This window comes from Flavilitoribacter nigricans DSM 23189 = NBRC 102662, from assembly GCF_002646595.1.
Lineage (GTDB): Bacteria > Bacteroidota > Bacteroidia > Chitinophagales > Saprospiraceae > Flavilitoribacter > Flavilitoribacter nigricans.
On the sequence record NZ_PDUD01000037.1, the window covers coordinates 80,632 to 107,293 of the forward strand.

Below are 26,662 nucleotides of genomic sequence, written 5' to 3' on the forward strand. Positions count from 1 at the left end.
ATGAGGTCCTGGAAGTACATATTATTACTGGCTGTTTTCCAGCTGTTTGTTCACTGCAAACCGTCGGAACCGGATGTTTATCGCTTTCGGGTCAGCCTTTGGGCCAATCAGGAGCATACCTGGTTTCAGGCTTTTCAGTATTTCGCTGAGATCCTGCACGAACGCTCGGAAGGTAAAATTAAGGTGGAAGTCTATCCATCGGAACAACTGGCCAAAGAACTGGAATCGATCCGGCTCATCCAGGCCGGGGTGATCGATATGACCGTGACGGCCTCCCTGCTGAGCAACTGGATCGAGATCGCCGCATTTTGCGAGTTGCCCTACTTACTGCGGGATTCTACGGATAAGGACGCACTGATTAACGGTCCGTTGGGTGCCCGCATCAAAAACGAAGTACTGGAGAAGACCGGTCTGCGCCCCATCGCGCTTTTCGAACGGGGACCGCGGCAGTTAACCTCCAACCGACCGATCCGGCACCCGGATGATCTGCAGGGACTGATCATCCGGGTACCCAGCGTACCTTCCTTTGTGACGGCCTGGAATGCAATGGGCGCCAAGCCGACCCCGATGGCTTTTTCCGAAGTATTCACTTCCCTGCAGCAGGGCGCCATCGAAGCCCAGGAAAATCCCTTTGAGCTGATCCTCAATGCGGGTTTCCCCGAGGTGCAGGAATATGTAAACCTGACCGAACACGTCATGAGTTGGAGTTATCCGGTGGTTGGAGAAAAACAATTCCAGCGGCTACCGCCTGACTTACAGGAGATCTTTCTCCGGGCTGCCCTGGATATGCAGGCCTATGAACGCCGACTCTTCCTGGAGAGTCAGGAGAAGGTAAAAGAAGCGCTGAAAGCCAGAGGCATGCAATTCGTGGCGGTGGACAAGGAGGCCTTCGCCGAAAGTTGCCGGGAGGCGATATACAACAGTTTATCTCCCGAAATGCAGGCCCTCTACCAGGACTTCATTACTTCCAAAAACCAATAAACCCCCAACCGTCGACCCTCAACCGTCGACCGTCGACCATCAACCCTCAAACATGAAACAAAAAATATCCACCTACTTAAAATACGGCACCCTGCTAAGCGCCTACGGATTCATCGGTAGTGTGCTACTGCAGATCTTTGCCCGGTTTTTTCTGGCCAATACGCCGCCCTGGACGGAAGAGGTAGCCCGTTTGTGCTTTATTTATGCCATCGCCTTCGCGGCCGGTCTGGCCCTAAAGCAGCAATATTACGTTCACCTGGATGTGCTCTTCAATAGATTGCCGGCCACTTTTCAGCGCCGGCTGCTGCTGATCATTCCGGCCGCTACGCTACTGTTGTTTGCCGTCTTAGGCATTTTTGCCATACCCTTTATACTCCGGGGATATCAGGAGTTTTCCCCTAGTATGCAGATCCGGATGGCATTTGTCTTTTTCAGTATGTTGGTGTTAGGAGCATCGATGAGTTATTACGCTGCGCTGGACCTGAGAAAAGCCATTAAAAACCACCGATGATGATTGGGGTACTGATAATTGTATTCATCCTCTGCCTGCTGCTGCGCTTTCCCATTGCCTTTGCGTTGGGGCTCTCCTGCCTGGCTTATATCCTGGTAGCCGGGATCCCGCTGGTGGTCCTTCCCATGAAAATGTATTCGGGCATCGATGTTTTTGTACTACTTAGCGTACCGGGTTTTATTCTGGCGGGTAATTTGATGAATCACGGTGGCCTGACGGAAAAGATCATAGCTTTTTGTAACCGGCTTACCGGGCATATCCGGGGAGGCCTGGCGCTCGCCAATATTGGCGCTTCCATGCTTTTTGCCGGCATTTCCGGTACGGCGGTCTCGGATACGGCCAGTATCGGTTCGGTGATGATCCCGGCGATGAAAAAAGAAGGCTATGATGCCGGATTTTCCTGTGCCGTGACGGCGGCTTCCTCTACGGTAGGTCCGATTATACCACCCAGTGTTCCGATGATCATTGCGGCTACCTTGAGCGGCTTATCCGTTGGTAAGCTGTTTCTTGCTGGAGCTATTCCGGGTTTGTTGTTGGGAGGTGGAATGATGGTACTTACCTACCTGATCGCTTTGCGCCGGCAGTATCCGAAATACCCGAAAAGTAGTTGGCGGGAGATTGCCCGGGGTTTTATCGATACTTTTTGGGCCTTACTGATGACCCTGATCATTTTGTTCGGCATCATCGGTGGGGTGTTTACACCAACGGAGGCTTCGGTCATCGCGGTTGTGTATGCACTTATGGTCGGAAAACTGGTGTATAAACGCCTGAATTTTCGGAATGTGCAGGTGATCATTCTGGATTCCATGAAAACCTCGGCTTCCCTGATGATCCTGATCGGTTTTGCCAATCTGTTCGGGTGGATCCTGATCACCGAGCGACTGCCACAGATGATCTCCTCCGGAATTCTGGATTTTACCCAAAATAAATACCTGGTGCTGCTGCTGATCAATCTTTTGCTCATTTTCGTCGGCACCTTTATGGAGACCATTGCCGCTCTGCTGATCCTCTTCCCGATCCTGCTTAAGGTCGCCGTGACGGTAGGCATCGATCCCATTCATTTCGCGGTCATTGCCGTATTGAATCTGATCATCGGACTAACGACCCCACCGGTGGGTGTATGCCTGTTTGTGGCTTCCAGTATTGGAAAAGTTTCGATCGGAACAGTGAGTAAGGCCAGTCTGCCCTTCCTGCTGGTAAGCTTGTTCGTGCTGATTTTGGTCAGCCTTTTTCCGGAATTATCGCTGTTTTTACCACAGCTCTTTATGGACTGAAAAACTAACTGGATTAAAATTATACAACTGATGAAAGGGAATAATGATCAATTTAGGGCTCCGTGGCAGTTATTTCACCCGGAGTGCTGCTTCCGTAATATCCTCCTTTTAGGTGGTTTACTGGCGCTTGCCTTTACGCCGGGATGCGAAACAACTTCTCCGCAAAAATCGGAAACAACAACGATGGAAAAAGAAATTACGGACGAAGATCTGGATCGACTCGGCATTACCAACCGGGAATATCTCAGCGCAGCCTCTAAGCGGGCTCTGGCCTGGCCTGACCTCGGCAATGAGTGGTTTGCCGAGTTCAAAGTACATGATCTCAAGGGAGATCTTGCCTACGAAGAAGGAGTGGTGCGGAGGGATCCCAGCGCCGTCATTCAGGTAGACGGGAAATACTTCGTCTGGTACTCCAAAAGTACCGGCTCCACCCAGGGTTTTGCTGGTGATATCGAAAAAGAGAAGGTCTTTCCCTGGGATCGATGTGATATCTGGTACGCTACCTCAGATGACGGCTGGACCTGGAAGGAGGAGGGTATGGCCGTGCCCAGAGGGCCCAAAGGGAGCTACGATGATCGCAGTGTATTTACTACTGAGATCCTCCGGCATGCAGGCAAGTACTATCTGGTATACCAAACCGTGAAATCCCCCTATGTAGTGCGGGTGAAAAATCAGGTCGGCCTGGCCTGGGCGGATTCCCCGTACGGCCCCTGGACCAAAAGTGAAGAACCGATCCTGAGCCCGGCCGATAACGGGATCTGGGACGGTGAAGAAGATAACCGCTTTAAAGTGGTCAAAAAAGGGGATTTCGACAGCCATAAAGTACACGATCCCTGCCTGCTGTTTTTTAACGATAAATTTTACCTGTACTACAAGGGAGAACAGATGGGTGAAGAGATCACCTTCGGCGGCCGACAGATCCGGCACGGTGTAGCAATTGCGGATGATCCGTTGGGACCCTACGTAAAATCTCCCTACAACCCCATCTCCAACAGTGGCCACGAGATCTGCGTGTGGCACTACGATGGTGGTATCGCCTCCCTGATCACTACCGACGGACCGGAAAAAAACACCATCCAGTGGGCACCCGACGGGATCAACTTCGAGATCCAGTCCGTGATCAAAGGGGCGCCGCATGCCATCGGTCTCAACCGCAGCCTGGATACCGAAAAATCGCCATTATCCGCTTTGGAATGGGGCCTTACCCACGAATATAAAACGGGCGATTACCAATATATCCGACGCTTCGAAGGTTACCGACGATCGACACACGTGGCCCGGGGAGAAAGTGGAGCACGCAAATAGACCTGAAACTGGAGAAAAGATGGTGGGGAAAGTCCCTATATCATCAAATCTCCAAGAATCTTTTACCTACCTTCGTAAAAGCAGGTGGAGGCAAAGTTGCATTGATTGAAGGATAAACGGAGTCTATCTTTGCCCTATCTGCAGGGTATAAATCAGGCTGTCTCCACCTAATTTGTACTGGAAAAGGGAAAGCCGGGCGGAACCATACTAGCCATTTAACCATCTGACCAATCAGAAATGCCTTATCGCCTATTATCATCTTTTTGTAACTGAATGCATATAATGTAGCTCAAACCATCAAACCATCACCTCATGCACCCACTATCCGGCCTGGAAATTACCGAATTGGAATTGTTCAAAGTACCACCCCGCTGGTTGTTCCTAAAGCTAAAAACCAAAAGCGGAATAAGCGGCTGGGGTGAACCCGTAGTGGAAGGACGGGCCGAGACCGTAGCTGCCGCCATCCGGGAAATTAGGCCCCATCTGATCGGTCACCCCGCCAATAAGATCGAGGATTTCTGGCAGATGATCTACCGCGGAGGATTTTACCGGGGCGGTCCGGTATTGATGAGTGCCCTTTCCGGGATCGATCAGGCGCTGTGGGACATTAAGGGTAAAGCGCTCGGCGTACCGGTGTACGAATTACTGGGCGGCGCGGTACGGGATAAGATGAAGATCTACGGCTGGATACACGGCGATACGCCGGAGGCATTGGCGGAAGCAGCCAAAAAGCGGGTTGCTGCCGGTTTTACGGCCGTGAAAATGACCGTCACCGATCAGTTGGAATGGATTGATGCCCCCTATCAGGTGAATGCTGCCGCCGAGCGACTGGCCGCCGTGCGCAACGCCATCGGCGATCAATATCCTATCGGAGTGGATCTGCACGGCCGGGTGCATAAAGGAATGGCCAAAATGATAGCCCAGGCGCTGGAGCCCTTCCATCCCTATTTCCTGGAGGAACTGGTATTATCCGAAAACAACGACAGCCTCTCGGCGCTTCACAATTTTACGGCTATTCCGATCGCCACCGGAGAACGAATGTACTCCCGCTGGGATTTTAAAAAAATATTACAGGACGGTACGGTGGATATTCTTCAGCCCGATCTGAGTCACGCCGGCGGGATCTCCGAAGTAAAACGCATCGCTACCATGGCTGAAGCCTATGACGTAGCGATCGCTCCGCATTGCCCGTTGGGGCCGATCTCTCTGGCCGCTGCCCTGCAAATTGACTTTTCCTGCATCAATGCCCTCATTCAGGAAACCAGCCTGGGGGTACATTATAACGAGGATATTGACCTGACGGACTACCTGGTGGATCCCGAAGTTTTCGGGCTGAAAGACGGTTACGTACCCTTACTAACGGCCCCCGGTCTCGGCATTGAGATCGATGAAGATAAAGTTCGGGAAGCTGCCAGGACCGGCCACGACTGGAAGAATCCGATCTGGCGCAATCCTGATGGCTCCGTTACCGAGTGGTGAATGATCATGGAGAACTCCAGGCTTCAGGCTATACGTCGTAAAATAACTACCAATGAACACCAAACCACCCGTCCGGCCAACCCGCAAACGCTACCAAATTCTGGCGCTGATCTTCGTGACCGTAGTGATCAACTACATGGACCGTAGCAATATTTCTGTTGCGGCTTTTGCGATCAGTGACGAGCTGGGCCTGACTACCGTGCAAATGGGGCTCATCTTTTCGGCTTTCGCCTGGACGTATTCGGCCCTTCAGATCCCCGGCGGTATTCTGGTGGATCAGATCCGTCCGCGGATCCTGTACCCGGCCATCATGATCCTGTGGTCGGTGGCCACGCTGGTCCAGGGCTTTGCCAATTCGATTGCGGCTCTGGTGGGCTGTCGCGCTGCTATCGGGGTATTTGAAGCTCCCTCCTACCCTGCTAACAATAAGATCGTCACCAGCTGGTTTCCGGAAAAAGAACGGGCAAGTGCCATTGCGATCTACACTTCGGGCCAGTTTATCGGACTGGCTTTCCTGACGCCGGCGCTGATCCTGATCCAAACCTATCTCGGTTGGCGTGGGTTGTTTTTTATTTCGGGGGCTATTGGGATCTTCTGGGCGGTGGCCTGGTATTTTTTGTATCGTTCCCCGCAGGAGCACCGGGGCGTTAACCGGGCCGAACTGGAGCTGATCGCCGCCGATGGTGGACTGATCGAAACCAGTGTTACCGATGAAGAAAGAAATACTTTTTCCTGGAAAGATCTGGGAGAAGCATTCATTCATCGCAAGCTTTGGGGGGTATATCTGGGGCAATTTTGCCTCGGATCGCTTTTTATCTTTTTTCTAACGTGGTTCCCAACCTACCTGGTCAAATACCGGGGGCTGGATTTTATAAAATCGGGATTTCTGGCTTCCGTGCCCTTCCTGGCTGCATTTGTGGGGGTACTCTTATCCGGCTTTACTTCGGATGCGCTGGTACGAAAAGGGTACACACCGGAAATTGCCCGCAAAGCGCCCATCCTCATCGGTATGTTACTGTCCGTTTCCATCATTGGGGCCAATTACACGGATAGTACTTTTTGGGTGATCTTTTTCCTTTCAGTGGCTTTCTTCGGAAACGGTCTGGCTTCTATTGCCTGGGTGTTTATCTCGTTATTGGCTCCCCGGCGGCTGATCGGGCTGATCGGCGGGGTCTTTAATTTCATCGGTGGACTTGCCGCTGCACTCACCCCCATTGTGATCGGCTATCTGGTGACGGACAGCAGTTTTGAACCCGCATTATTCTACATTGGTGCTATCGCCTTCCTGGGTTTCTGTTCTTACCTTTTTTTAATTGGGAAAGTGGAGCGAATTGCGGACAGGAAGTAACTCCAGATGCTGTGCTTAGATTAAATGTATACTTTACTTCCCTCCCCAAATATCCACCACCAGGAGATCGCTCAGCAAAGGTTGATTGGCTTCGACAACCTTTACGTGCTCCGGATGAGGAAGATAGATGTCCCTGGCGGCTTCGCTCTCAAAGGTCAGGATAAAACAGTGGCTGAAGGTGTCTTTCCGGCCATCGTTCCGCAGGTTTGCTCCGCCTTCAAATTTTTTGATTTCCGGGATCTTATCTTTTAAATCCCAAAATATCTGAATAGCCCGAGCTTGCTGCTCTTCCGATACCTCTTCCTTAAATTGAAGGGAAACGATATGTCTCAGCATCGGTTGCTGGTCGGCTTTAGTACTTGCACAGGAAGTAATGCTCCATAAGATCGCCAGATAGAACAGGACCTTTAGCTCGGTGATATTTCCTTTTATCATGGTTGATTTTTTTCAAATGTTAGTGATTCATTCCCGTGGGTCAAGACGATAGGCCACCAGTTCCTTACCACTAACCGAGCCGGCAAACAGGAACAACTGCTCGCCAATCTTTTGTCCGCAGAGGCCATAGTAAATTGGAAATCCGGTTTTTATCTTCCCGGCTTCTATCAATCTACCGGTATTGGTCAGTACACATAGCTGAATGCTTTGGTCATCCCGGGTAGCTACCGCGATCAGATCGTAATCTTCGTCCATGGGCAGTTTTTGTATACGGGTTTGCCCTCTGATCAGGGTCTCGCTGTTCCCCAGAAAAATAGAACGGGGCAGGAGTTGTCCCGCTTCGTCCACCCTGAAAACACTGACCGCATCTCCGTGGTAGTAATAGGTATCCCTGTCTTTGATCCAGGGGGTTGGTTTATAGTAAATATGGTGCCGATGCCCCACTATTACGTAATTCCAGCCCGATTTGGTAGCAGAGATCACCGGGTAGGCGCCGTTGAGGAACCGATTAGGGTCGTCACCGATATTGCTGACGTTTTCAAAATGACCGTCTTCGTACACCCGAAAACTACTGAGCCCATTGTCCTGAAATCCTCCGGTGAAGAGGAAAGTTTTTCCTTCGATCCGGTGTACAGACATTCCGATAATCCCGTCGGTGAAAATATCCTCCGTATCGGCCATTGACTGAACGTGCTCCAACTCGCCTGTAGCACTGATCCGGAATGCGCTCAGGCCGGGTGTCTTCTCCAGACCGCCCACAAAAAGATAAGCATCGGACTCCATATGGATCACCTGCAGGGTGATCACAATACCCAGATGGGTGGTATCGGTATCCGGCAGGACGAAAACACTTTCCAGCGTGCCGTCCGGATGGATGCTGAATACTTCTACGGCGTTGCCGCCCTTGAGGCCCGCAAAGAGGAAATCGTTGCCGGATATCCGATCCGTAATTAGTCCTCTGACCGTATTGCGGGCTCCCGTAACCGTATACTCGCTCAGCAACTGCAACTTTCCAGCACGCTGTACTTTGAAAGCCCCGATCTTATTGTCATCTCCGGCCGTGTATAGGTAATGATGACTGCCGAATTGGTGTACGGTACAGGTCACTGTATTGAAGGAGGTTTCGACCTGATCTACAGCAATAAGTTCGAATTGAGGCTGCCCGTAAAGCCCGATACTTTGGAAGAATACCACGTTTAGTAGTAAATAAATGAAGCGTCTCATCATGTTCAGGCTTTTTAGAGAATTGATCCGGCTGCCTCCATCGCTATCTGATGGTCCTCTTCTATGCTGCCGCCGCTGATGCCGATGGCTCCAATGATAACACCCTGCTGATCTTTAATGGGAACTCCTCCGGGAAAGGTAATGAGCCCGTCGTTGGACAGCTCAATCTGGTAAATAGCCCCACCGGGTTGTGTGATTTTCCCCAATTCACCGGTCGGAATGTTGAAATACCGGGCGGTTTTAGCTTTTTTAATGGCCACATCAATGCTGCCGAGATAGGAGCCATCCATACGTAAAAAGGCTTTTAGATTGGCGCCGGCGTCGACGATGGCGATGTTAACCGGTATGTTCCGGGATCGGGCCAGCTTTTCGGCCGCCTGTAAAATGGCGGTGGTTTGATCTACCGTAATATCTCCCGGTAGCTGGAATGGATTTTTATCCTGAGCCAGGCAGGGAAAAGCACCGGCAAGAGCCAGCAAAATGATCAGTAAAGTATTCGTTTGGTACATGACTTTTTGTCGATGGTGAGCTACAAAATTAAGTCATGACGGGGGCAAGGGTCTTAAACTAGTTTAAATAACGTAAGGTTTGACCAAAAAAGGTCAGCACAATGAACAAAACCTCACCAATCAAAGGACTTTTCGATGTTGGAGGGTTTGATGGCCGGATGGCTGTCGTTTCCCGGACCACAGCCATCCGGCCATTGAGCCATCTTAGCTTCCCGGACACGGAACAGCGTATCATCCCGGTAAGGACCCGTATGGGCTATCAGTCAGTTAGTACAAATACTGCCTCGAACCTCACGTTAAATAATGGCCGCTAGATTTTCTTTTCAGACAACCTTTTTCGGATCACACTGACAAACTCCTGCGTGATCCCTAAATAACTTGCGACCAGCTTATTGGTGACCAATTGGGCAATTTCCGGATAGGTAGAGACAAAATGGTGATAACGCTCCTCGGCCTTCATCGTATGGTTGCGCACCAGTCGTCTTTGCCAGGCCGCAACTGCCTTTTGGGACATGAGGCGAAACAGCCGTTCCAGTTTTGGTACTTGTTCATAGAGGCGTTCTTTATCGTATCGGGATATCATCAGCAAGGTGCTGTCGGTTAAAGCCTGAATGTCGAGATCGGAAGGAGTCTGCCGGCTGAAGCTGTCGATATCCATCACCCACCAGTCGCGCGCCGCAAAGTAGAGCACTTTTTCGTTCCCGTCGGCATCGGTAACACAAACCTTAAAACAACCTTCAACTACAAAACCTTCGAACCGGCAAATCTCTCCCTGCCTGAGTACAAAGTTTCCCTTATCTACCTTTTTCTCATGATAATAAGAAGTGATTACCTCCAATTCTTTGGAGGATAGATCCAGGTGCTGCCGAAAATAGGCTTTTAAAAGTTCGTAGTTCATAGCTATAAACTAACTGATCGCTATCTGATAATATTCGGGTAATCCTAGCAGGTACTGCGCTTCAGTAACCGGTATTCTCCCCCTTGTTTAAATTCCCGTATGGACATACCGCTGTATCGCTTGAAAGTTTTAGAAAGATGACTGACATCGGTGAATTTCAGTTCATCCGCTATCTCGACGAGCCGGTAATCGGAATTAAGCAGCCGGATCTCCACCTGTTTCAGTTTAGCCCTGATAATATATTCCCGAAGTGACATGTTTACCTTCTTCCGAAAAAACTCGCTGACATAGGTGGGGGAAAGCAAAAATTCTTTGGCTAGCTGGTCTACTTTGAGGAGTTGGGGCTCGCTGAGGTGTTCGTTGATGTAGGTGAGCAGTTTGGTGATCCGGTCGTCCTGCTCTTGGGCAATAGCAACTTCGTATTGGTCTCCCTGCTTGATATTTCGGAGCAGGATCTCCAGAATACTGGTCATCAGGCTTTTGATCAGATTAACCGAACCGATGCCGTGATTGCGATTCTCTTTCAGGATCAGGTCGATCAACGTGAAGACGTGCTGTCGGTCCAGATCGCCCTGGATGATATCTCCGGGCAACTGGTTGTAATTGGAAAGAATATAAGCCGCCTCTCTAAACCACTCCTGTTGATTAACCGCTTCGCGGGAACCGGCTCGAAAGAAATCGGAGGTAAATTTTAAAAACACAAAACGAGATGGGTGGTCGATCCGAAAGGAATGGCATTTCAGCGGTGGTAGGAGAAACATACTTCCTTTCTCATAAGAATATTCATTATAGTTGATGCACTGCATTCCCGCTCCTTCCTTGATCAGTACAAACTCGAAAAAGTTGTTCTTCACCGGGCGCTGCTGCCACGCATCTAACTCAATTTCTTGTATTTCGAAAGGTTTATAAGCCTGCAAAACCTGCATATAGAGCTGTTTTATGGATAAAAATAATCTAAAACGGGGTATTTGTGGATACGCCCGGCCCATAAACCTCTAAAAATACCAGAGCACCCTTTTTTTATACCCGTAGTAGTGGGCTAATAGCATTCATATTTGTAGTGGGATCAGCAATGATCCATGGACAACAAGAACATTATCAAATTAAAATCAAAAAGATCATGTCTTACTATTCAATTCTGGATGTTACGCCTACCACCGAAGAGTGGATCCCGGATTATCTTCCAACGGCTAATCGCCTGGTCGAGAAGCATGGTGGAAAATACCTGGCCCGGACCAGCAGTCATGAGCAGCTGGAAGGAGCGCAACAGGAAGCCGGACTCCGCATTGTACTGGAATGGCCATCTAAAGAAGCCGCTCTGGCTTTCATGAATGATCCGGAATATGCGCCGCATCTGCAGGCACGTACCGCCGGTTCGGTGAGCCATCATTATCTCATCGAAGGAAAGGATGACCTGGCCTGATGGAGCGTATGGATCTGCAAAATTCTCGGAATTTTGTAGATCTATCAATCCGTGAGTGCCGATGTATGCTTAAAATTCCGAAAAGATCAAGCAGCACAAGAATGATGAAAAGTTTTCCAAGGATCAACCGTGCTTACAACCGCGTCTTTCAACCTGGACGTCTAAGTATCGGCCTCGTCGTACCGATAGAGCGCTACGCAGACGGCCCGGTCCCTAAGATGCAAGAGCATTTGCAGCGGGTAAAACTGGGGGAACAATTAGGCTTTTCTGCCGTATGGGTGCGGGATGTGCCTTTCAATGTGCCTGCTTTCGGTGATGCCGGACAGACTTTTGATCCATTCACCTATCTGGGGTACCTCGCCGGACAAACCACGGATATCGCTCTGGGTGTTGCCAGCGTTGCTCTGCCTTTGCACCATCCGGTACATGTAGCTAAATCAGCTGCCACTATTGATCAGCTTTCCGACGGAAGATTGATCCTGGGAGTAGCCTCCGGCGATCGCCCTTCGGAATACCCCGCCATGGGTATCGATTTTGAGGATCGGGGAGCGCGTTTCCGCGACGCTTTTGCGTATATCCGTAAAGCTCAGGAAAATTTCCCCCGGCTAGCTCCCGGTCACTTTGGTGAGCTGAACGGCACCATGGATATTCTGCCTAAGCCGGCCGGTCGTCGCATTCCCCTACTCATGACCGGTTACAGCCGTCAGACCCTCCAATGGAACGCCGAACACGCAGATGGATGGATGTACTACCCGCGTCAGCTGGGACAACAGCAGTTTACGATTGCCCAGTGGCGAAAGTTGATCCCTGCAGTACAGGAGATAGACAAACCATTTGTGCAACCTTTATACGTCATACTGGAAGCAAATGACGATTATAAACCGCGACCGATCCAATTGGGTTTTCAAACCGGGATTAATCATCTGATTGATTATTTCCATCGCATCCAGGAAGCCGGCGTTAATCACGTGGCCTTGAACCTGCGTTTTAATTCGGGGAATATCGAAAATACTATGGCGTATCTTGCCGACAAAGTATTGCCGCATTTTCATCCTAAGAACCAAATAGTAGCCTAATGAAAAAGACCATCCTGATCACTGGAAGTACAGACGGCATCGGTAAACTGGCCGCTTTGAAATTAGCTAAAGCCGGACATACGATCTACCTGCATGGAAGAAACCCGGAGAAATTAGCTGGAGTTGTGGCTGAGATCAAAAACGTTTCGCATCCGGACAGGATCGGTGGTTTTGTAGCTGATCTTTCCGATCTGAATGCCGTTCGCGAAATGGCGAAACAGATTAAAGGTGAACTGGCGCAGCTGGATGTGCTCATCAATAATGCCGGTGTTTTCAAAAGTTCAAATCCGCAAAATGAGGATGGACTAGATATGCGTCTGGTGGTCAATTACCTTGCGCCCTATGTGCTTACCCAGGATTTGCTCCCCCTACTTCAACGATCGGAGGCTGCCCGCCTGATCAATCTGAGTTCGGCCGCCCAGGCTACAATCTCGGCGGCACTGCTAAAGGGAGAAACGCAGCCGAACCACCAGGAAGCTTACGCTCAGAGCAAACTGGCCCTGACCATGTGGAGTTTTCAGCTCGCTGCCACTCGTCCGGAACTGGATGTAATTGCCGTTAATCCCGGTTCTCTGCTCGATACGAAAATGGTACGTGAAGGCTTCGGCCATTCCTGGTCGCCGGCGGATAAGGGAGCGGACATCCTGTACGAACTGGCGGTCTCCGATACCTATGCCGGAATTAGTGGGAGATATTTTGATAACGACCGGGGAAGTTTTGCTTCGGCCCATACCGATGCCTATGATCAGGCTAAGATCGAACAACTTCTGCGTAGCACCGAAGAACTGCTGAGCGGATTATCTTTGTAAAAAAAGTGTTTTCACTCACCCGTTTACCCGCTCCAGTTTCAACGGCGGTGTGCCGTTCGCATTCCACTGACAGATATACAGGTTCTTATCCTCATCCACACAGACATCATGGCCGTGCAGGATGGGCTTTTCGGCCAATTGGTAAGACTTTTGCAGCGCGCCGTCTTTGTATGCAGGGGCAGTTCCTCCTGGGTTGGAGACAACAGTATCTCCTTCGAGTATAGTGATAAAACCGGTGTGATCTTTCCAGGTGGTCTTTCCCTCTTTGGGCTGTGACCAGCAAACCCCGGCATAAAGGTTGCTATCGTCAAAAACCGGTCGGCATACCTGCATATTGGGCAAGTGCAAGGTGCGGACGTACTGTCCATCCAGGGTGAAGAATTTGAAAGATTGCTCATTCCGGGAAGTGCATACCACCAAAGGATTTTCCGCATCCCGGTAGTCGATGGCTACGCCGTGGGCATTGTGCAAATTGTAATTTTTGTCATGGTTGTTGTGCCCGCCCCAGTGGCGGATGTATTCGCCCCGGGCATTGTACTGGATGATGTAGTCCATCCCGTAGCCGTCGGCCACGTAAATGTCACCATTGGGGCCGATGGCCGTTTCCGTAGGACAAAAATGATCCCCGGGCTTATAGACACCAACTGTTTGGGGATGGCCAATGTCGAAGATCACCCGTCCGTCCAGCGTCGTTTTGCTTACCCGTCCGTTGTGGCGTACCCATTTCCCGTGCTTATCCAGAAACCAGCCCGAATCGGTCAAAAAAAGAAAATCTTCCTCTCCTTCTGCGGACAAGGTCAGTCCGTGCCCTCCGGGATAGGCTGTGCCCCAGTAATCCAGTAACTTACCCGATTTATCAAATATGAGGATGTTATTGGCCGGATGATCGCCCATCATGATCAATCTTCCTTGCCGGTCCATTACCATTTCGTGGCAGTTCAGGATGGGGTTTTGCACGCTACTGATCTGTGCCCAATCCCGGATGATGCGGTATTGATAATCTCCGTGTCCTACTATCTCCTCCTTCTTGGCCCTTCCCAACAGGTTAAAACCAAATCCACCGGAGGCGGCAATGGTTACCGAAGATTGTCTTATGAATGTCCTTCTTTTCATAAGTATTGCTATTTAATCTTTATAGTCATCCCATACCCCAACCTACGCCAGAATATCCCGCACCACATGCCCGTGTACATCCGTCAGCCGATAACGCCGGCCCTGGTGTTTGAAAGTCAGTTGCTCGTGATCAATGCCCATAATGTGCATTAAGGTGGCGTGGAAATCGTGAATGTGCACCGGATCCCGGGCAATGTTATAACTAAAATCATCCGTTTCCCCGTAACTGAATCCAGGTTTGACACCGGCTCCGGCCATCCACATGGTAAAGCAGCGGGGGTGGTGATCACGCCCGTAATTATCTTTGGTTAGTTTGCCCTGAGAATAGGCTGTTCGGCCGAATTCACCGCCCCAGATCACCAGGGTGTCGTCCAGCAGGCCCCGTTGTTTCAGATCCTGTAGCAGGGCTGCGGTAGGCTGATCGGTTTCCTTACATTTCCGCCGGATGCCGCCCGGTAGGAACAGGTGATGATCCCAACCCTGGTGATACAACTGGACAAACTTGACGTCCTTTTCCAGCAATTTTCGGGCCAGCAGGCAATTGGCGGCATAGGTGCCGGGATTGCGGCTGTCCGGACCGTAAAGGTCAAAAATCGCATCCGGCTCATCAGAAAGATCCGTCACCTCCGGTACGGAGGTCTGCATGCGGTAGGCCATCTCAAATTGCTTGAGCCGATGATCCACTTCCGGGTCATTATAGGTATCGGCCTGGAATTTATTCAACTTTTTCAGATGGTCCAGCATATCCCGGCGGTCCTGCCCGTCGTAACCCTCCGGGTTATTGAGAAACAAAACCGGATCTTTTCCCGAACGGAACTGTACCCCCTGATGGTGCGAAGGCAGGAAGCCGTTACCCCACAGCCGGGCGTATAAGGGCTGTCCACTGGCATTCTTGGAAACCAGGACAATGAAACTGGGCAGGTTCTCATTATCCGATCCCAGACCATAATTCAACCAGGAACCGATAGAGGGGCGTCCGGCCAGTTGGTGGCCGGTCTGGAAGAAGGTTATCGCGGGATCGTGGTTGATCTGTTCGGTGTAGAGTGACTTAATAAAACATAGATCATCAACCATTTTTGCCGTATGCGGCATCAGTTCACTGACCCAGGCCCGCGATTCGCCGTACTGCTTGAATTTGAACAGCGAGGCTGTCACCGGTAAACTCGACTGCTGGGCGCTCATACCCGTCAGGCGCTGCTCACCCCGTACCGATTCCGGCAGATCCTGACCGTGCAGCTGTTTCATGACCGGCTTGTAGTCAAACAGATCCATCTGAGAAGGCCCACCACTCATAAAGAGATAAACGATCCTTTTCGCTTTAGGGGCAAAATGTGGCAGTCCGGGTAGCCCCCCTCCCCCACTATTGAGCATAGGAGGCAGATTGGCGGCCGCCAGCGAGTTATTTCCCAATAAAGAGCCCAAGGCGAGCGCTCCAATCCCCAGGGAGGTCCTGGTCAGAAATTCCCGCCGATCTATTTTCTTCTGAATATTATTGATTTCCCGATTCATCATTTTCATTTTTAGTAGTTTACCATCCAACCATCCAACCATCCAACCATCCAACCATCCAACCATTCAATCATCGTAACACAATCGCCGCATCCGAGCACATCATCACACTAGCCAGTACGGTATTGGCATAAAGCTCATCCTCCGGCAGATCAGTAGGTGCAACCGAAGCTCCACTGCTCAGTAATCCTACCGGCTTATTGTTTCGTTGCGTATACTTTCGGTATTCGAAATTTCGGATTTCCAGTAGTGATTTTAGTTCTTCGGCGTCCGGTGCCCGTCCGGCCAGCCGCTGGAAAGCTACTTTTAACCCCTGTTGCAGATCATCACTCGTAGTGATCTGTTCTCCAATTACTCTGGCTGCCTCCAGAAAAGAGGGATCATTCATGAGCACCAGCGCCTGTAGGGGCGTACTGGTCGCCTGCCGGCGTACGGTACATTCACTGCGGTTGGGGACATCGAAAGTAGCCAGGGTCGGATTGGGCACCGATCGTTTCCAAAAAGTGTACAGGCTTCGTCGATAGAGTTTAGATCCGATATCCGGCCGGTATTCCTGGTTGTTGATCTTCCACAGACCTTCGGGCTGATAGGGTTTCACGCTAGGGCCGCCGATTTCCGCTTGGAGCAGCTTGCTGGCCGCCAGAGCATTATCGCGGATCATTTCTCCCGTCAGGCGCCGGGCGGGTCCCCGGGCCAGCCATACATTTTCCGGATCCTTTTCCCAGAGTTTATCCGAGGTAATGGAGGATTGGCGGTAGGTAGCGGAGGTTACGATCAGTTTGTGCAGGGCCTTTACATCCCAACCCGACTCGATAAAATGAACGGCCAGCCAATCCAGTAGCTGCGGGTGGTCCGGCAGGTCTCCCTGATTGCCGAAATCTTCTACCGACTTGACCAGTCCCCGACCGAAGAGGTTCTTCCAGTAGCGATTGACGGCCACCCGGGCGGTCAACGGGTGATCCGGATGGAAGAGCCATTTGGCCAGCCCCAGTCGATCCGGGGGGAGATTTTCGGGCATCGGCAGGATCTGCTCCGGGGTGGTCGGAAAGACTTCTTCACCGTACACATCGTATTGTCCTCTTTCCAGGATATAGGCTGGGCGGCGTTGGGGCATTTCTTTTAGCACCATAACTTCCTGCACAGCTTCGGCGCTGTCCACATAAGTAGTGCGCAATTTTTGCAGGATAATTTTTTCTTGCCGGAGGGCAGGCAACTGACGATTAAGGAAAAAATCGGTTAGCCATTGGTGTTCTTCGGCCGACAGGGTAGCTGCTTTTTTAGCCAATAAGGCATTTGCTTCCGGCGTATTTCCCAATTGCAATACCTCCAGTGCCCTTAGCTCCCGCCCAAATACCATCAATTCGTCAATGACGCCACCTTTTAGTCCGGTACCCCTCCACCGGCCTCCGAACTGGATGCCCGGCTCGATGGGATGCGGGTAGATGCGGTCCACCATATTGTGAAAAATGATGTCTTTGTAAAGGTTGTCGATCTCTACGGTGGTGGGCAGTTCCCGGCCATTCAGGTAAACCCGGTAGCCGTCCGCCCGGCTCGAACCGTCATAGGTCACCGCCAGGTGGATCCACTCATCTCGCGGTATGTACCCTTCGTAGATCTCATTTATGGCATTGTCCGGATAGGTATGGGCCATCATCAGTTCCAGCTGATTGTCTTTCAGTTGGAGATGAAAGCCCCGGAAACTGTGGATACCGGTACCGAAACCTTTGTGAAAGATCACCCCGTTTTCCAGGCTTTGGGGAATGTTCACCTGTAAAGCTACGCTGAAGGGCTGACTACGTTTAAAGACGCCGATCTTACCCAGGTCCAGCCAGGCATCGCCGTCGAGCAATAGGCCTTTGCCTTTTTTTCCGGCTACTAAGGTCGGCACCTCGTTATTGGAGAAGCGTCGATCCATTTTGGCTTCTTGACTGGGATTTAGCTTGTTCTTTAATGGAGCGTTTTCGAGATCAAAATGAGCGATCATCCCAATGCTGGGAAAGGTTTCGCTCAACGTGCGATGTCCTTCCCGATCGACGAATGAGCGGATGGACGCTACCTCTTGGGCGCTCAGCTCTTCTATTTTTTTCTCCTGCCTGGAGATCTGTTCCTTCAACTCACCTAATGTCTGCTCCTGTTGTTCCGTGGGTAGCAGAAGTGTCGGTACCGGGGTGCTGCTTTCTTCCCAGGGGATCAAACCCGACTCATTGATATTATTGAAAAAGCTGTACAATTGGTAGTATTCTTTCTGGGAGATCGGATCGTATTTATGGTCGTGACACTTGGCACAACCGAGGGAAAGCCCGAGCAGGCCCACGCCTAATACATCCGTCCGGTCGGAGACATAGGATACCCGGAATTCTTCGTCAATAATGCCGTCTTCGGCATTTTGCGGATGCAGCCGATTGAAGCCGGTAGCCAGGATCTGCTCACGGGTAGGTTCTTCCATCAGATCACCGGCGAGCTGCCAGGTGACAAACTGATCGTAGGGCACATTCTCATTGAACGACTGAATGACCCAGTCCCGCCAGGGCGACATATCGCGGTACCGGTCGGCCAGATAGCCGTGTGTATCGGCAAAACGGGCCAGATCCAGCCAGTCTACGGCCATTCGCTCGCCGTAATGGGGGGAGGCCAACAGGCGATCCACCTGCTTTTCGTAAGCATCCGGGCTAGCATCAGCTAGAAATTGTTCCATTTCTTCCTGGGCTGGAGGCAGCCCTGTCAGATCGAAAGATAAGCGCCGCAGCAGACTTGCTTTCTCGGCTTTCGGAGCAGGCTCTACGCCCCGTTCCCGCAATTGTTGATAAACAAAGCGATCAATAGGGTGCTCCGCCCCGCCGGCTTCGGTTACGGCTGGTGGAGTAATAGCTCCGGACGGAGGAATGAAGGACCAGTGTGGCTGGTATTCGGCCCCATCTTCGATCCATTTGACGAGGATGGCTTTTTCGCGCGCGCTGAGTTGGAGGTTAGCCTCCGGTGGCGGCATTTGTAATTCCGGATTGTCGGTGATAATCCGGTGAAATACTTCCGATTGTCCGGGCTTCCCCGGGCGGATGGCGAACTTGCCCGGTGATTCGGGCAGTTCCGCGTAAGCGGCTTCGGCTTCATCCAGCCGCAGGCCGGCCTTCAGCTTGTTCTTATCGTTTCCGTGACAGGCAAAACAGCGATCGGAAAGCAGAGGTTTGACGTGTATGTTAAAGTCGAGTTCGGCCGGTAGCTCCCGGTAAGCTCGTCCGACATCTTCGGGCAGTTCGGTGCGGCATGCGGGAACAACAAGAAAGACTATAAAAATAAAAAGTAATGTACGTAATTGGCGGTTCATGATCTCCGGTCTTTGCTCCTCTCAAGATAAGACTGGTGGAGACCCTAAACGGGAAATATGACCTAGATAAAAACTAGACAAACTACATTTTAGCGGTTCATCTGCCTGTTTACGCCCTTACGCCTGCTTGCCCAGAACCGATCCAAAAGAAAACATCTTCCAATCCTAAAGTCTCCATCTCTCCTGACTCCATCAACCAGGGGTAAACCAATATATTCCCGTCATCATGAATAGGTAGCTAATTAATTCAAATTGCGATATTTGAATTGAAGAGAGTAGATGGTAGAGTGTAGAGAGACTGCAACCGTTAAAATGAGCGATTTTGTTCCATTTTAACGATAGGGAACCCCTCTACCCACTTAAGTTGCATCGCAACTTAGACTAATTAATCTGAACAAAGACATGGCAAGATCCTATACTTATTTATTAGGCGTCAGTTTACTTATCCTGATGGCCTGCTCCGAAAAGATAACGGAAGCGGCAGCGACGAAAACCGGTCCCAACATCATTGTGGTGATTACGGACGATCAGGGTTACGGCGACTTGGGGCATACCGGGAATCCGGTCATAAAGACCCCCGCTTTGGACCAATTCTCCGCTGAATCCGTTAACCTGACCAATTACCACGTGGGAACTACCTGTGCCCCAACCCGGGCGGGGCTTCTGACGGGGCGCAATTGTAATCGCAACGGCGTCTGGCACACCATCATGGGCGCCTCCATACTCAACCGCGAGGAACGAACTATGGCGGATGTATTCAGGACAAATGGATACGCAACGGGTATGTTCGGGAAATGGCATCTGGGGGATAATCATCCCTTTTTACCGCATGAACGCGGTTTTGAGCGTGCTTTTTATCACGGTGGTGGCGGTGTAGGGCAAACGCCTGATTATTGGAACAACGACTACTTTGACGATACCTATTTTCGGAACGGGATTCCGGAAAAGCAAACGGGGTATTGTACCGATGTCTGGTTTGACGAGGCTATTTCATTTATCGAAAAAAAGAAGGACGTGCCTTTTTTCTGCTATCTAAGCCTGAATGCTCCCCACGGCCCCTTCAATGTTCCGGAAGACTATTACCACCTTTATCGGGAGGAAGCGATACCCGAAGTGCAGAAGCGCTTCTACGGGATGATCACCAATATCGATGATAATTTCGCAAAACTGTTGGCGAAACTGGAGGAATGGGACATCGCCGACAATACCATCGTGATCTTCACCACGGATAATGGCACAGCCAGGGGCTATCAGGTCGATCGGGAAAACGGACGGGTTAACGGCTTCAACGCCGGTATGCGCGGCACTAAAGGTAGCGAGTACGAGGGTGGCCATCGTGTGCCTATGATCATTCGTTGGCCAGATGGGGGCCTCAGCGGAGGCGAAAAATTAGGCGACCTGACCGCTCATGTGGATATGTTACCGACCCTGGTCGCCCTTAGTGGTCAGACGTTTTCGCCTGCCAAAACTATGGACGGCAGAGATATCAGCAGTTACCTGCTGGGCACAGCCGCAGCGCCGGAACGCATGCTGGTAACCGATACCCAACGGGTACCCTGGCCGGTAAAGGGAAAGAATAGTTGTGTGATGGAAGGACAGTGGCGATTGATCAGGGGCACAGAACTATACCATATCGGCGATGATCCCGGTCAGGAGACCGATCTGGCGGCCCGCTTCCCGGATCGGGTAAAGCGTATGAATGATTTTTACGAAACCTGGTGGAGTGATGTGATCCGGGAGACCAAACTTTCGGAGATAGCTCTGGGCGAAACGCCGCTGGAAGTGCTCACCTGCCATGATGCCCGCACTACGGATCAGGTCCCTCCCTGGAACCAGCGGATGATCCGGCAGGGAAATCCTATGGTGCCGGCCGAATTCAACGTTCGCTTTGTAGCGGCCGGTAAATACAAATTCAGCTTACGGAGATGGCCGGCCGAAAGCGGCCTTGCTCTGAACGCCGGCGTAAACGATGCGATCCCTTCCACTCCTTTTACCGACGGGAGAATAGAAGGTGAGGCTATGCAAATTACCAGGGCTTTCCTGAAGATCGGTGAAAAGGAATACACGACCGATCTGGAGCAAAACGCCGGGGCCGCCGTGATCGAAGCCGAGGTCCCGCTGGGTAAAACGGAACTGCTGGCTTACTTTGGTCTGGAAGACGGCACGCAGAGTAATGCCTTCTACGTATATGTCGAAAAAATGGATTGAGTTATAGCGGAGGGATGCTGCCAATAATGTTCCGCCACCTCAGATGATACCCTGAAATTTCACGTTACCGGCAGTGTCATATTGCTCCAGCTTTTCCCAGTCGAAAGTTACGCCAATACCGGGTACACTGGGCGCTACGGCCAGATGGTCCTCTACTACCAGCGGCCGTACGGTATACGCATCGATCGGAAAACTGTGTACCTCCAGCCAGCCGGCATTCGACTGGGCGGACACGAGGCTGACGTGTAGTTCCTGCATACCGTGCGAACAAACCGGTATATCGTAGCGACGGGCCTGCTCCGCCACTTGCAGCCAGCCGCTGATCCCACCGCAGTTCGAGGCATCCGGCTGAATAAATGACAATCCAGCCTGTTCAAAGGCATATCCGAACTCGTGGATGGTATGTAAATTTTCTCCCATGGCGAGCGGCATTCCGGTAGCTTCCGCAATTTTAGCGTACCCCTGGTAGTCATCCGGGATGGTGGGTTCTTCGAACCAGTAAATATTATAGCGTTGGAATGCTTCCGCTGCCTGTATGGCCTCATCCACGGTCATAGAATAATTGGCGTCTACCATAAAGGTGACATCGTCGCCGATCAACTCCCTTACGGCCCGGATCCGTTCCAAATCCTCATCCAGATGTTCCCGGCCGATCTTGATCTTTACGGCATTGAATCCCCGCTGGAGATAGCTCCGGATGTTCCCAAGCAGCTTTTTCAGGGGGAATTGCAGGTCGATGCCTCCGCAGTATGCTTTGCAACGATCCGCTGCTCCTCCGGCCATTTTCCACAGTGGCTGGCCGGCCCGTTTGCAACGTAGATCCCATAACGCAATATCAATAGCCGAAATGGCAAAGGACGCAATACCGCCCCGCCCTACGTAGTGAATGTGCCATTCCATAAAATCGTAAATGGATTCAACTTCTTTCCCATCTTTACCCAGCAAAGCCGGAGCCAGATCGTGTTCGATCATGGCTTTAATGGAATATCCGCCTTTCCCACCGGTATAGGTATAACCAGTACCTTCCGAGCCATCCTCTAAATGCACGGTTGCGGTGATCAGTTCAAAGAAGTGATGATCGCCGTGTTTGGCATCCGAAAGTACTTCGGGCAACGGTATCTGAAATAGGTGTACGTCTATCTTATTAATCTTGGTATTCATTTTAGCCATTTTTTTTAAGAGGGATGTATTCCGATAGGTCTCAGGATCAACTATCTGGTAAATCATAGCATCCCATAATCGTAGTATCGGATCATCATCTCCCCATCCATCCGCCGTCTACCAGAACTACAGCTCCATTCATATAGTCCGAAGCCCGGGAAGCCAGAAAAACGGTAGCTCCCTTAAAGTCATCCGGGCTACCCCAGCGACCAGCCGGAATGCGGGCCAGGATCGAGGTGTTACGTTCGTCATTGGCGCGGAGCGCGGCCGTATTATCCGTGGCGATGTAGCCCGGTGCGATTGCATTCACGTTTACCCCTTTGCCCGCCCACTCGTTGGAGAGAGCCATCGTCAGCTGCCCAATGGCTCCTTTGCTGGCTGCATAACCCGGCACAGTAATACCTCCCTGGAAAGTGAGCAGGGAAGCGGTAAAGATGATCTTGCCGGATCCGCTCTCCGTCATGTCCTTCCCAAACTCCCGCGACAGTACGAACTGTGCATTCAGGTTGATCTCCATGATCTGGTCCCAGTATTCATCCGGATGTTCGGCGGCCGGTGCCCGTAGTATCGAACCGGCATTATTTACCAGAATGTCAATGGGTGGATGCTGCGCTTTTACCTGGGCGATAAAGTCGTACAGCGCTGCCCGGTCCGAGAAATCACAGGTATAAGCGGTGAATTTGCGTCCCAAATCCATCACGGCCTGCGCTACCGCACTGCCGTTGGGTTCGAGTGAAGCCGAAACTCCGATGATATCTGCTCCGGCTTCGGCCAGACCTTCGGCCATCGCTTTGCCAATGCCTCGCTTACAACCGGTCACCAGAGCCAGTTTACCGTCTAACTTAAATTGATCCAGTATGCTCATGATATTTTTTAAAGTTTGTAGGCGTTATGTCGAAAATTAGGGGCTGCAAAATTCTTTGATGTTTGTAGATCTCATTGATTGTAAGCAGGTCCACCGGTCCTCCGTCCGACCGCATTCCTGCTATTGTCCGGTCTGTCAGCCCTGACGTTTATCGTTGTAACCTAGGTTGATTACGTCTGGCAATCGAGCAACACCTTCATGCCGTCCGGTTGCCGGTCTATCTCCTCAAATACCCGCTGGATCGATGTGAGCGGCGCTACCCGGGTGATCAGGCAGGCAAAGGGGAGTTCGTTTTTCATGATCAGCTCAATCGCCTGATCGTAATCTTCCCGTTCGTAGACCCGTGCGCCGATCAGTTGCAGTTCTTTCCAGAAAAACTGGAAAAGATTGATCGGCTTCGGCTGCCCGTGAATGGCCACCATGACGATCCGACCGCGGATGCCCGCTAATTCGGTCATAATATCCAGAGTAGGTTGTACTCCGGCTACTTCGAAGACGACATCGGCCATGAAACCGGATGTCTTTTCCCTTAGATGGGCGACCGGATCCGTTTCCGCGGGGTTGATCACTGAAAAACCTAGCTCACGGGCCAGTAGGATACGTCTGGGGTTAACTTCCGAAATAAAGACTTTAGCTCCGGTTTCACGGGCCACCAGAGCGACCAGCAAGCCAATGGGGCCACCACCCAGTACAACGGCTACTTCTCCTGCCTTTAACCCGGATAATCGCACATCGTGGCAGGCCACTGCCAAGGGCTCCACCAGCGCGGCCAGCTTTAGGTCCGTTTCCGGCCTTAGCCGGTGCAGGGTGAAAGCCGGTACATTCCAGTATTGCTGCATCGCCCCCGGACTGTCAATACCGATAAATTTCAGGTCCTGGCAGATGTGATCATACCCCTTGTCCGAAGCTTGCGCCCCGCGATCATCCAGGGGACGGACCACTACTTTATCGCCCACTGAAAAATCACTCACACCGGCGCCTACCGCGTCGATTACTCCGGACATTTCGTGACCGATCGTGACCGGCACCTTCACCCGTTTATCCATCATACCGTGGTAAATGTGCACATCTGTACCACAGATGCCGCAATAAGCTACCTTGATTCGGACTTCCCCTTCAGCGGGATCACTGATTGATTTTTCGCTGATTGAAAATTTGTGATCTCCCTGGTAAAATGTTGCTTTCATCAATTGTCGATTAGTGTTAGCCGGCTTCTAAAATTTATTTGTACAGCCGTTGCACCTGCTCATTATTTTCAAGCCCAAAATTGGGCGTACCCCCGGGGAAAACCTCAAAATCTTTCTGGACAATAACTAGACAAGACCGGTTTTAACAGGTACCGGTAAATCCCATTCGGGCAAATTTGGCAACTCTCGGCGATCAACACGACTTTCGGGTACAAAGCGGCCTACCTCAGTTAATATTGCTCATAAAGTCCGTCAGGTCAATTTCCTTATCCAGGCTTAGTTTTTTGCGCAGTCGGTAACGGGACTTATGGACACTGTCTACGGAAATGTGCATGAGTCCCGCTATTTCTTTACTCGTCAGTTTCAGTTTGATTAAGGCGCACAATTTTCGTTCTCCCGGTGTCAGATCGGGATAATTGGTGCGGAGTTCCTGGTAGAATCCATTATTCACGGCAACGAACTGAGCTTCAAAGGCCTTCCAGGCATTTGTGTTGCCGGAGGTTCCCCTTCGCACCAGCTGTTTGATCTCCTGGAGACTGATCGTCTCCTTTTTTCCGGCCACCCGTGCCTTTAGATCCTGTAGAAATTTATCTTTCTCAAAAAGTTTCAAAGCTGAAGTAGCCAGCTCCCGGTTTTTCATATTCAGCAACTCCTTATCGGCTTTCCTTTCGAGCTGGATCACACGTTTCTCTACCCGGTGCTTGTGTCGCATATAGTAGAAAAACAGGATGCCGAACAGGATCAGAGAGCCGGATAGAACGGATATGATAATATTGCGTAAAAACCGGACCCTATTCTCGTGCTCCAACTGGGCGATGCGGTTTTCTTTCAATAGCTGCTCCTGTGCCTCCATGGCGTTTCGAAACTCATCCTGAATCTCCAGCAAGGGAATATTGTAGGCACTGCGGCTGTCGAAAAAGCGCTTGTCCAGAGAGTCAACCGTCCTTAAACTAAGGTATGCCTGACGAAAATTTCTTTGATCAGCATACTGCCTGGCCAGCTTTTCGTGAACCAATACCGAAAAATCCAGATGACTGTGGGTAGACCGGGACCACCTCAAGGATTCCTGATAGCACCATTCGCTTTTAGCGTAATTTCCTCCGGCACGATAGGCGTCTCCGAGAAAGCTGTAGATCAGCACCTGGTAAGTGGGTAATTGCTGCTCGAACCAGGGAAGCAGCGATTCTATTACGGGAATAGCCTGCTTCTCCTGACCGGTTTCCACCTGTATAAAGGCCTGTTGCATTTGTAAAAATGGTAATCGTATACTACGGTTGACCTCCGTTTTGTAGTACAGGAAACAACTGTCCAGGTAGTTTTGCGCTAGCTCATATTCTCCCAGTTCAGTGAAAGTAGTGCAGAACGAGAGATAGCCACGGGTAAGGGCGGCGCTGTCCATTTGCCCTTTTGCGATCAGCGATTTTTGGAGTTCCAATGCGGTATTCAGGAAACCAAGGGCTTTTTCACGCCGCTTGTAGAATGCGTAGTAACGACCGATCCTGCGGTAGATCTGCACCTTTAAATTATCCAGCCGGCCCTCATCCGCGAGTAGGAGCGCTTTCCACAAATGATTATAAGAAGCCCGATAGTTTGCCATATTACCGTAATCGGTTGCCAGATTAAGCAGGGCCTGGATCGCTTTTGCAGTGTCCTGGCTTGCCATAAATTCTTCGTACAGACCATTTAACAGGCTGATGGAGCTATCCGGGTACTCCAGTCTCAATTTGGAGGCTGCGGCCAAACGGATGTACCCCAGCGAATCTTCGGAAGCATCGGCGGTTCTGGCGGAAAAAACAAATAGTAAGCAAATTGTCCAGAGGAAAAATCGCATCTGTCCGGTACTTTTTTTCATGATTTCTTATTGAAAACCCCAGAAAATATAGGTGTTGTCAAATATCCGGCTAAAAACAGACTCCAACCGTAGTCCGGGCATATTACTTCTCCGTTGTCCAGTTTTTGTCCAGTAGGAAAATATGGAATTTGCCCTATGCTCACCTAATTTTATCCTGATTTTAAACACAAGTG

The 26,662-nt window shown here is 50.9% G+C and carries 22 protein-coding genes; 10 read left to right on the top strand and 12 right to left on the bottom strand.

From position 1 onward, the window contains the following. From CRP01_RS30585 to CRP01_RS30615, 6 genes are all read left to right on the top strand, one after another. The gene (locus tag CRP01_RS30585) at window positions 1-981 is read left to right on the top strand and encodes a TRAP transporter substrate-binding protein (protein WP_099153879.1); all 981 of its coding nucleotides are present in this window, start codon (window positions 1-3) and stop codon (window positions 979-981) included. Window positions 982-1,033: 52 nt separating this feature from the next. After that, complete coding sequence (locus CRP01_RS30590; protein WP_099153880.1) at window positions 1,034-1,492, top strand: TRAP transporter small permease; 459 nt, start codon at window positions 1,034-1,036, stop codon at window positions 1,490-1,492. Further along, on the top strand, window positions 1,492-2,766 hold the full coding sequence (locus CRP01_RS30595) for a TRAP transporter large permease (protein WP_099153881.1): 1,275 nt from the start codon (window positions 1,492-1,494) through the stop codon (window positions 2,764-2,766). Before CRP01_RS30590 ends, CRP01_RS30595 begins: the two co-directional genes overlap by 1 nt. A gap of 183 nt (window positions 2,767-2,949) precedes the next feature. Then, a complete protein-coding gene (locus CRP01_RS30600) occupies window positions 2,950-4,071 on the top strand; it encodes a glycoside hydrolase family 117 protein (protein ID WP_099153882.1) in 1,122 nt (373 codons plus the stop codon). A 312-nt stretch (window positions 4,072-4,383) separates the two neighbouring features. Beyond that, the gene (gene dgoD, locus CRP01_RS30610; protein ID WP_099153884.1) at window positions 4,384-5,550 is read left to right on the top strand and encodes a galactonate dehydratase; all 1,167 of its coding nucleotides are present in this window, start codon (window positions 4,384-4,386) and stop codon (window positions 5,548-5,550) included. Window positions 5,551-5,602: 52 nt separating this feature from the next. Continuing rightward, a complete protein-coding gene (locus tag CRP01_RS30615) occupies window positions 5,603-6,898 on the top strand; it encodes an MFS transporter (protein WP_099153885.1) in 1,296 nt (431 codons plus the stop codon). A gap of 33 nt (window positions 6,899-6,931) precedes the next feature. Here the strand turns inward: CRP01_RS30615 and CRP01_RS30620 are convergent, their stop codons facing one another. From CRP01_RS30620 to CRP01_RS30640, 5 genes are all read right to left on the bottom strand, one after another. Further along, complete coding sequence (locus CRP01_RS30620) at window positions 6,932-7,333, bottom strand: Dabb family protein (protein ID WP_099153886.1); 402 nt, start codon at window positions 7,331-7,333, stop codon at window positions 6,932-6,934. A gap of 27 nt (window positions 7,334-7,360) precedes the next feature. Further along, entirely contained in the window at window positions 7,361-8,560 is a 1,200-nt protein-coding gene (locus CRP01_RS30625) for a lactonase family protein (RefSeq protein WP_099153887.1), read from the bottom strand. 11 nt (window positions 8,561-8,571) lie between these two features. Further along, the gene (locus CRP01_RS30630) at window positions 8,572-9,066 is read right to left on the bottom strand and encodes a GlcG/HbpS family heme-binding protein (protein ID WP_099153888.1); all 495 of its coding nucleotides are present in this window, start codon (window positions 9,064-9,066) and stop codon (window positions 8,572-8,574) included. Between the two features lie 310 nt (window positions 9,067-9,376). Then, entirely contained in the window at window positions 9,377-9,964 is a 588-nt protein-coding gene (locus tag CRP01_RS30635; RefSeq protein ID WP_099153889.1) for a Crp/Fnr family transcriptional regulator, read from the bottom strand. A gap of 44 nt (window positions 9,965-10,008) precedes the next feature. Next, the gene (locus CRP01_RS30640; protein WP_099153890.1) at window positions 10,009-10,890 is read right to left on the bottom strand and encodes a helix-turn-helix domain-containing protein; all 882 of its coding nucleotides are present in this window, start codon (window positions 10,888-10,890) and stop codon (window positions 10,009-10,011) included. 194 nt (window positions 10,891-11,084) lie between these two features. Between CRP01_RS30640 and CRP01_RS30645 the strand changes: the two genes are divergently transcribed. From CRP01_RS30645 to CRP01_RS30655, 3 genes are all read left to right on the top strand, one after another. Beyond that, complete coding sequence (locus CRP01_RS30645) at window positions 11,085-11,387, top strand: DUF1330 domain-containing protein (protein WP_099153891.1); 303 nt, start codon at window positions 11,085-11,087, stop codon at window positions 11,385-11,387. Between the two features lie 101 nt (window positions 11,388-11,488). Next, window positions 11,489-12,463 carry an LLM class oxidoreductase gene (locus tag CRP01_RS30650; RefSeq protein WP_222845839.1) on the top strand — a complete coding sequence of 325 codons (975 nt, stop codon included), beginning with the start codon at window positions 11,489-11,491 and terminating at the stop codon, window positions 12,461-12,463. Beyond that, window positions 12,463-13,272: an SDR family NAD(P)-dependent oxidoreductase gene (locus CRP01_RS30655; RefSeq protein WP_099153892.1), complete on the top strand. Its 810-nt coding sequence runs from the start codon at window positions 12,463-12,465 to the stop codon at window positions 13,270-13,272. Before CRP01_RS30650 ends, CRP01_RS30655 begins: the two co-directional genes overlap by 1 nt. Window positions 13,273-13,287: 15 nt before the next feature. On the opposite strand, the gene CRP01_RS30660 is transcribed toward CRP01_RS30655, so the two are convergent. The 3 genes from CRP01_RS30660 to CRP01_RS30670 all read right to left on the bottom strand — a co-directional run bounded on the left by CRP01_RS30660 (window position 13,288) and on the right by CRP01_RS30670 (window position 19,216). Next, window positions 13,288-14,385 (bottom strand): NHL repeat-containing protein, encoded by a 1,098-nt coding sequence (locus CRP01_RS30660; protein WP_099153893.1) that lies wholly within the window; start codon window positions 14,383-14,385, stop codon window positions 13,288-13,290. A gap of 42 nt (window positions 14,386-14,427) precedes the next feature. Continuing rightward, the gene (locus tag CRP01_RS30665; protein WP_099153894.1) at window positions 14,428-15,903 is read right to left on the bottom strand and encodes a DUF1501 domain-containing protein; all 1,476 of its coding nucleotides are present in this window, start codon (window positions 15,901-15,903) and stop codon (window positions 14,428-14,430) included. 61 nt (window positions 15,904-15,964) lie between these two features. After that, complete coding sequence (locus CRP01_RS30670) at window positions 15,965-19,216, bottom strand: DUF1553 domain-containing protein (RefSeq protein ID WP_099153895.1); 3,252 nt, start codon at window positions 19,214-19,216, stop codon at window positions 15,965-15,967. Between the two features lie 402 nt (window positions 19,217-19,618). On the opposite strand from CRP01_RS30670, the gene CRP01_RS30675 reads away from it, so the two are divergent. Continuing rightward, entirely contained in the window at window positions 19,619-21,424 is a 1,806-nt protein-coding gene (locus tag CRP01_RS30675) for an arylsulfatase (RefSeq protein ID WP_099153896.1), read from the top strand. 39 nt (window positions 21,425-21,463) lie between these two features. On the opposite strand, the gene CRP01_RS30680 is transcribed toward CRP01_RS30675, so the two are convergent. The 4 genes from CRP01_RS30680 to CRP01_RS30695 all read right to left on the bottom strand — a co-directional run bounded on the left by CRP01_RS30680 (window position 21,464) and on the right by CRP01_RS30695 (window position 26,489). Then, window positions 21,464-22,585, bottom strand: coding sequence for a mandelate racemase/muconate lactonizing enzyme family protein (locus CRP01_RS30680; protein ID WP_099153897.1), 1,122 nt, complete (start codon window positions 22,583-22,585; stop codon window positions 21,464-21,466). A gap of 94 nt (window positions 22,586-22,679) precedes the next feature. Next, window positions 22,680-23,444, bottom strand: coding sequence for an SDR family NAD(P)-dependent oxidoreductase (locus tag CRP01_RS30685; protein ID WP_185154582.1), 765 nt, complete (start codon window positions 23,442-23,444; stop codon window positions 22,680-22,682). Window positions 23,445-23,620: 176 nt separating this feature from the next. Then, window positions 23,621-24,637, bottom strand: coding sequence for a zinc-dependent alcohol dehydrogenase (locus CRP01_RS30690; protein WP_099153899.1), 1,017 nt, complete (start codon window positions 24,635-24,637; stop codon window positions 23,621-23,623). A gap of 226 nt (window positions 24,638-24,863) precedes the next feature. Next, a complete protein-coding gene (locus tag CRP01_RS30695) occupies window positions 24,864-26,489 on the bottom strand; it encodes a hypothetical protein (RefSeq protein WP_099153900.1) in 1,626 nt (541 codons plus the stop codon). Window positions 26,490-26,662 lie beyond the last annotated feature (173 nt).

Coding starts and splice junctions, on each gene's coding strand:
- CRP01_RS30660 (WP_099153893.1), bottom strand. CDS start 14,385: ATGAAAAGAAGGACATTCATAAGACAATCTTCGGTAACCATTGCCGCC.
- CRP01_RS30630 (WP_099153888.1), bottom strand. CDS start 9,066: ATGTACCAAACGAATACTTTACTGATCATTTTGCTGGCTCTTGCCGGT.
- CRP01_RS30590 (WP_099153880.1), top strand. CDS start 1,034: ATGAAACAAAAAATATCCACCTACTTAAAATACGGCACCCTGCTAAGC.
- CRP01_RS30680 (WP_099153897.1), bottom strand. CDS start 22,585: ATGAATACCAAGATTAATAAGATAGACGTACACCTATTTCAGATACCG.
- CRP01_RS30670 (WP_099153895.1), bottom strand. CDS start 19,216: ATGAACCGCCAATTACGTACATTACTTTTTATTTTTATAGTCTTTCTT.
- CRP01_RS30675 (WP_099153896.1), top strand. CDS start 19,619: ATGGCAAGATCCTATACTTATTTATTAGGCGTCAGTTTACTTATCCTG.
- CRP01_RS30665 (WP_099153894.1), bottom strand. CDS start 15,903: ATGAAAATGATGAATCGGGAAATCAATAATATTCAGAAGAAAATAGAT.
- CRP01_RS30595 (WP_099153881.1), top strand. CDS start 1,492: ATGATTGGGGTACTGATAATTGTATTCATCCTCTGCCTGCTGCTGCGC.
- CRP01_RS30585 (WP_099153879.1), top strand. CDS start 1: ATGAGGTCCTGGAAGTACATATTATTACTGGCTGTTTTCCAGCTGTTT.
- CRP01_RS30615 (WP_099153885.1), top strand. CDS start 5,603: ATGAACACCAAACCACCCGTCCGGCCAACCCGCAAACGCTACCAAATT.
- CRP01_RS30655 (WP_099153892.1), top strand. CDS start 12,463: ATGAAAAAGACCATCCTGATCACTGGAAGTACAGACGGCATCGGTAAA.
- CRP01_RS30625 (WP_099153887.1), bottom strand. CDS start 8,560: ATGATGAGACGCTTCATTTATTTACTACTAAACGTGGTATTCTTCCAA.
- CRP01_RS30695 (WP_099153900.1), bottom strand. CDS start 26,489: ATGAAAAAAAGTACCGGACAGATGCGATTTTTCCTCTGGACAATTTGC.
- CRP01_RS30645 (WP_099153891.1), top strand. CDS start 11,085: ATGTCTTACTATTCAATTCTGGATGTTACGCCTACCACCGAAGAGTGG.
- CRP01_RS30690 (WP_099153899.1), bottom strand. CDS start 24,637: ATGAAAGCAACATTTTACCAGGGAGATCACAAATTTTCAATCAGCGAA.
- CRP01_RS30650 (WP_222845839.1), top strand. CDS start 11,489: ATGATGAAAAGTTTTCCAAGGATCAACCGTGCTTACAACCGCGTCTTT.
- CRP01_RS30620 (WP_099153886.1), bottom strand. CDS start 7,333: ATGATAAAAGGAAATATCACCGAGCTAAAGGTCCTGTTCTATCTGGCG.
- CRP01_RS30635 (WP_099153889.1), bottom strand. CDS start 9,964: ATGAACTACGAACTTTTAAAAGCCTATTTTCGGCAGCACCTGGATCTA.
- dgoD (WP_099153884.1), top strand. CDS start 4,384: ATGCACCCACTATCCGGCCTGGAAATTACCGAATTGGAATTGTTCAAA.
- CRP01_RS30640 (WP_099153890.1), bottom strand. CDS start 10,890: ATGCAGGTTTTGCAGGCTTATAAACCTTTCGAAATACAAGAAATTGAG.
- CRP01_RS30600 (WP_099153882.1), top strand. CDS start 2,950: ATGGAAAAAGAAATTACGGACGAAGATCTGGATCGACTCGGCATTACC.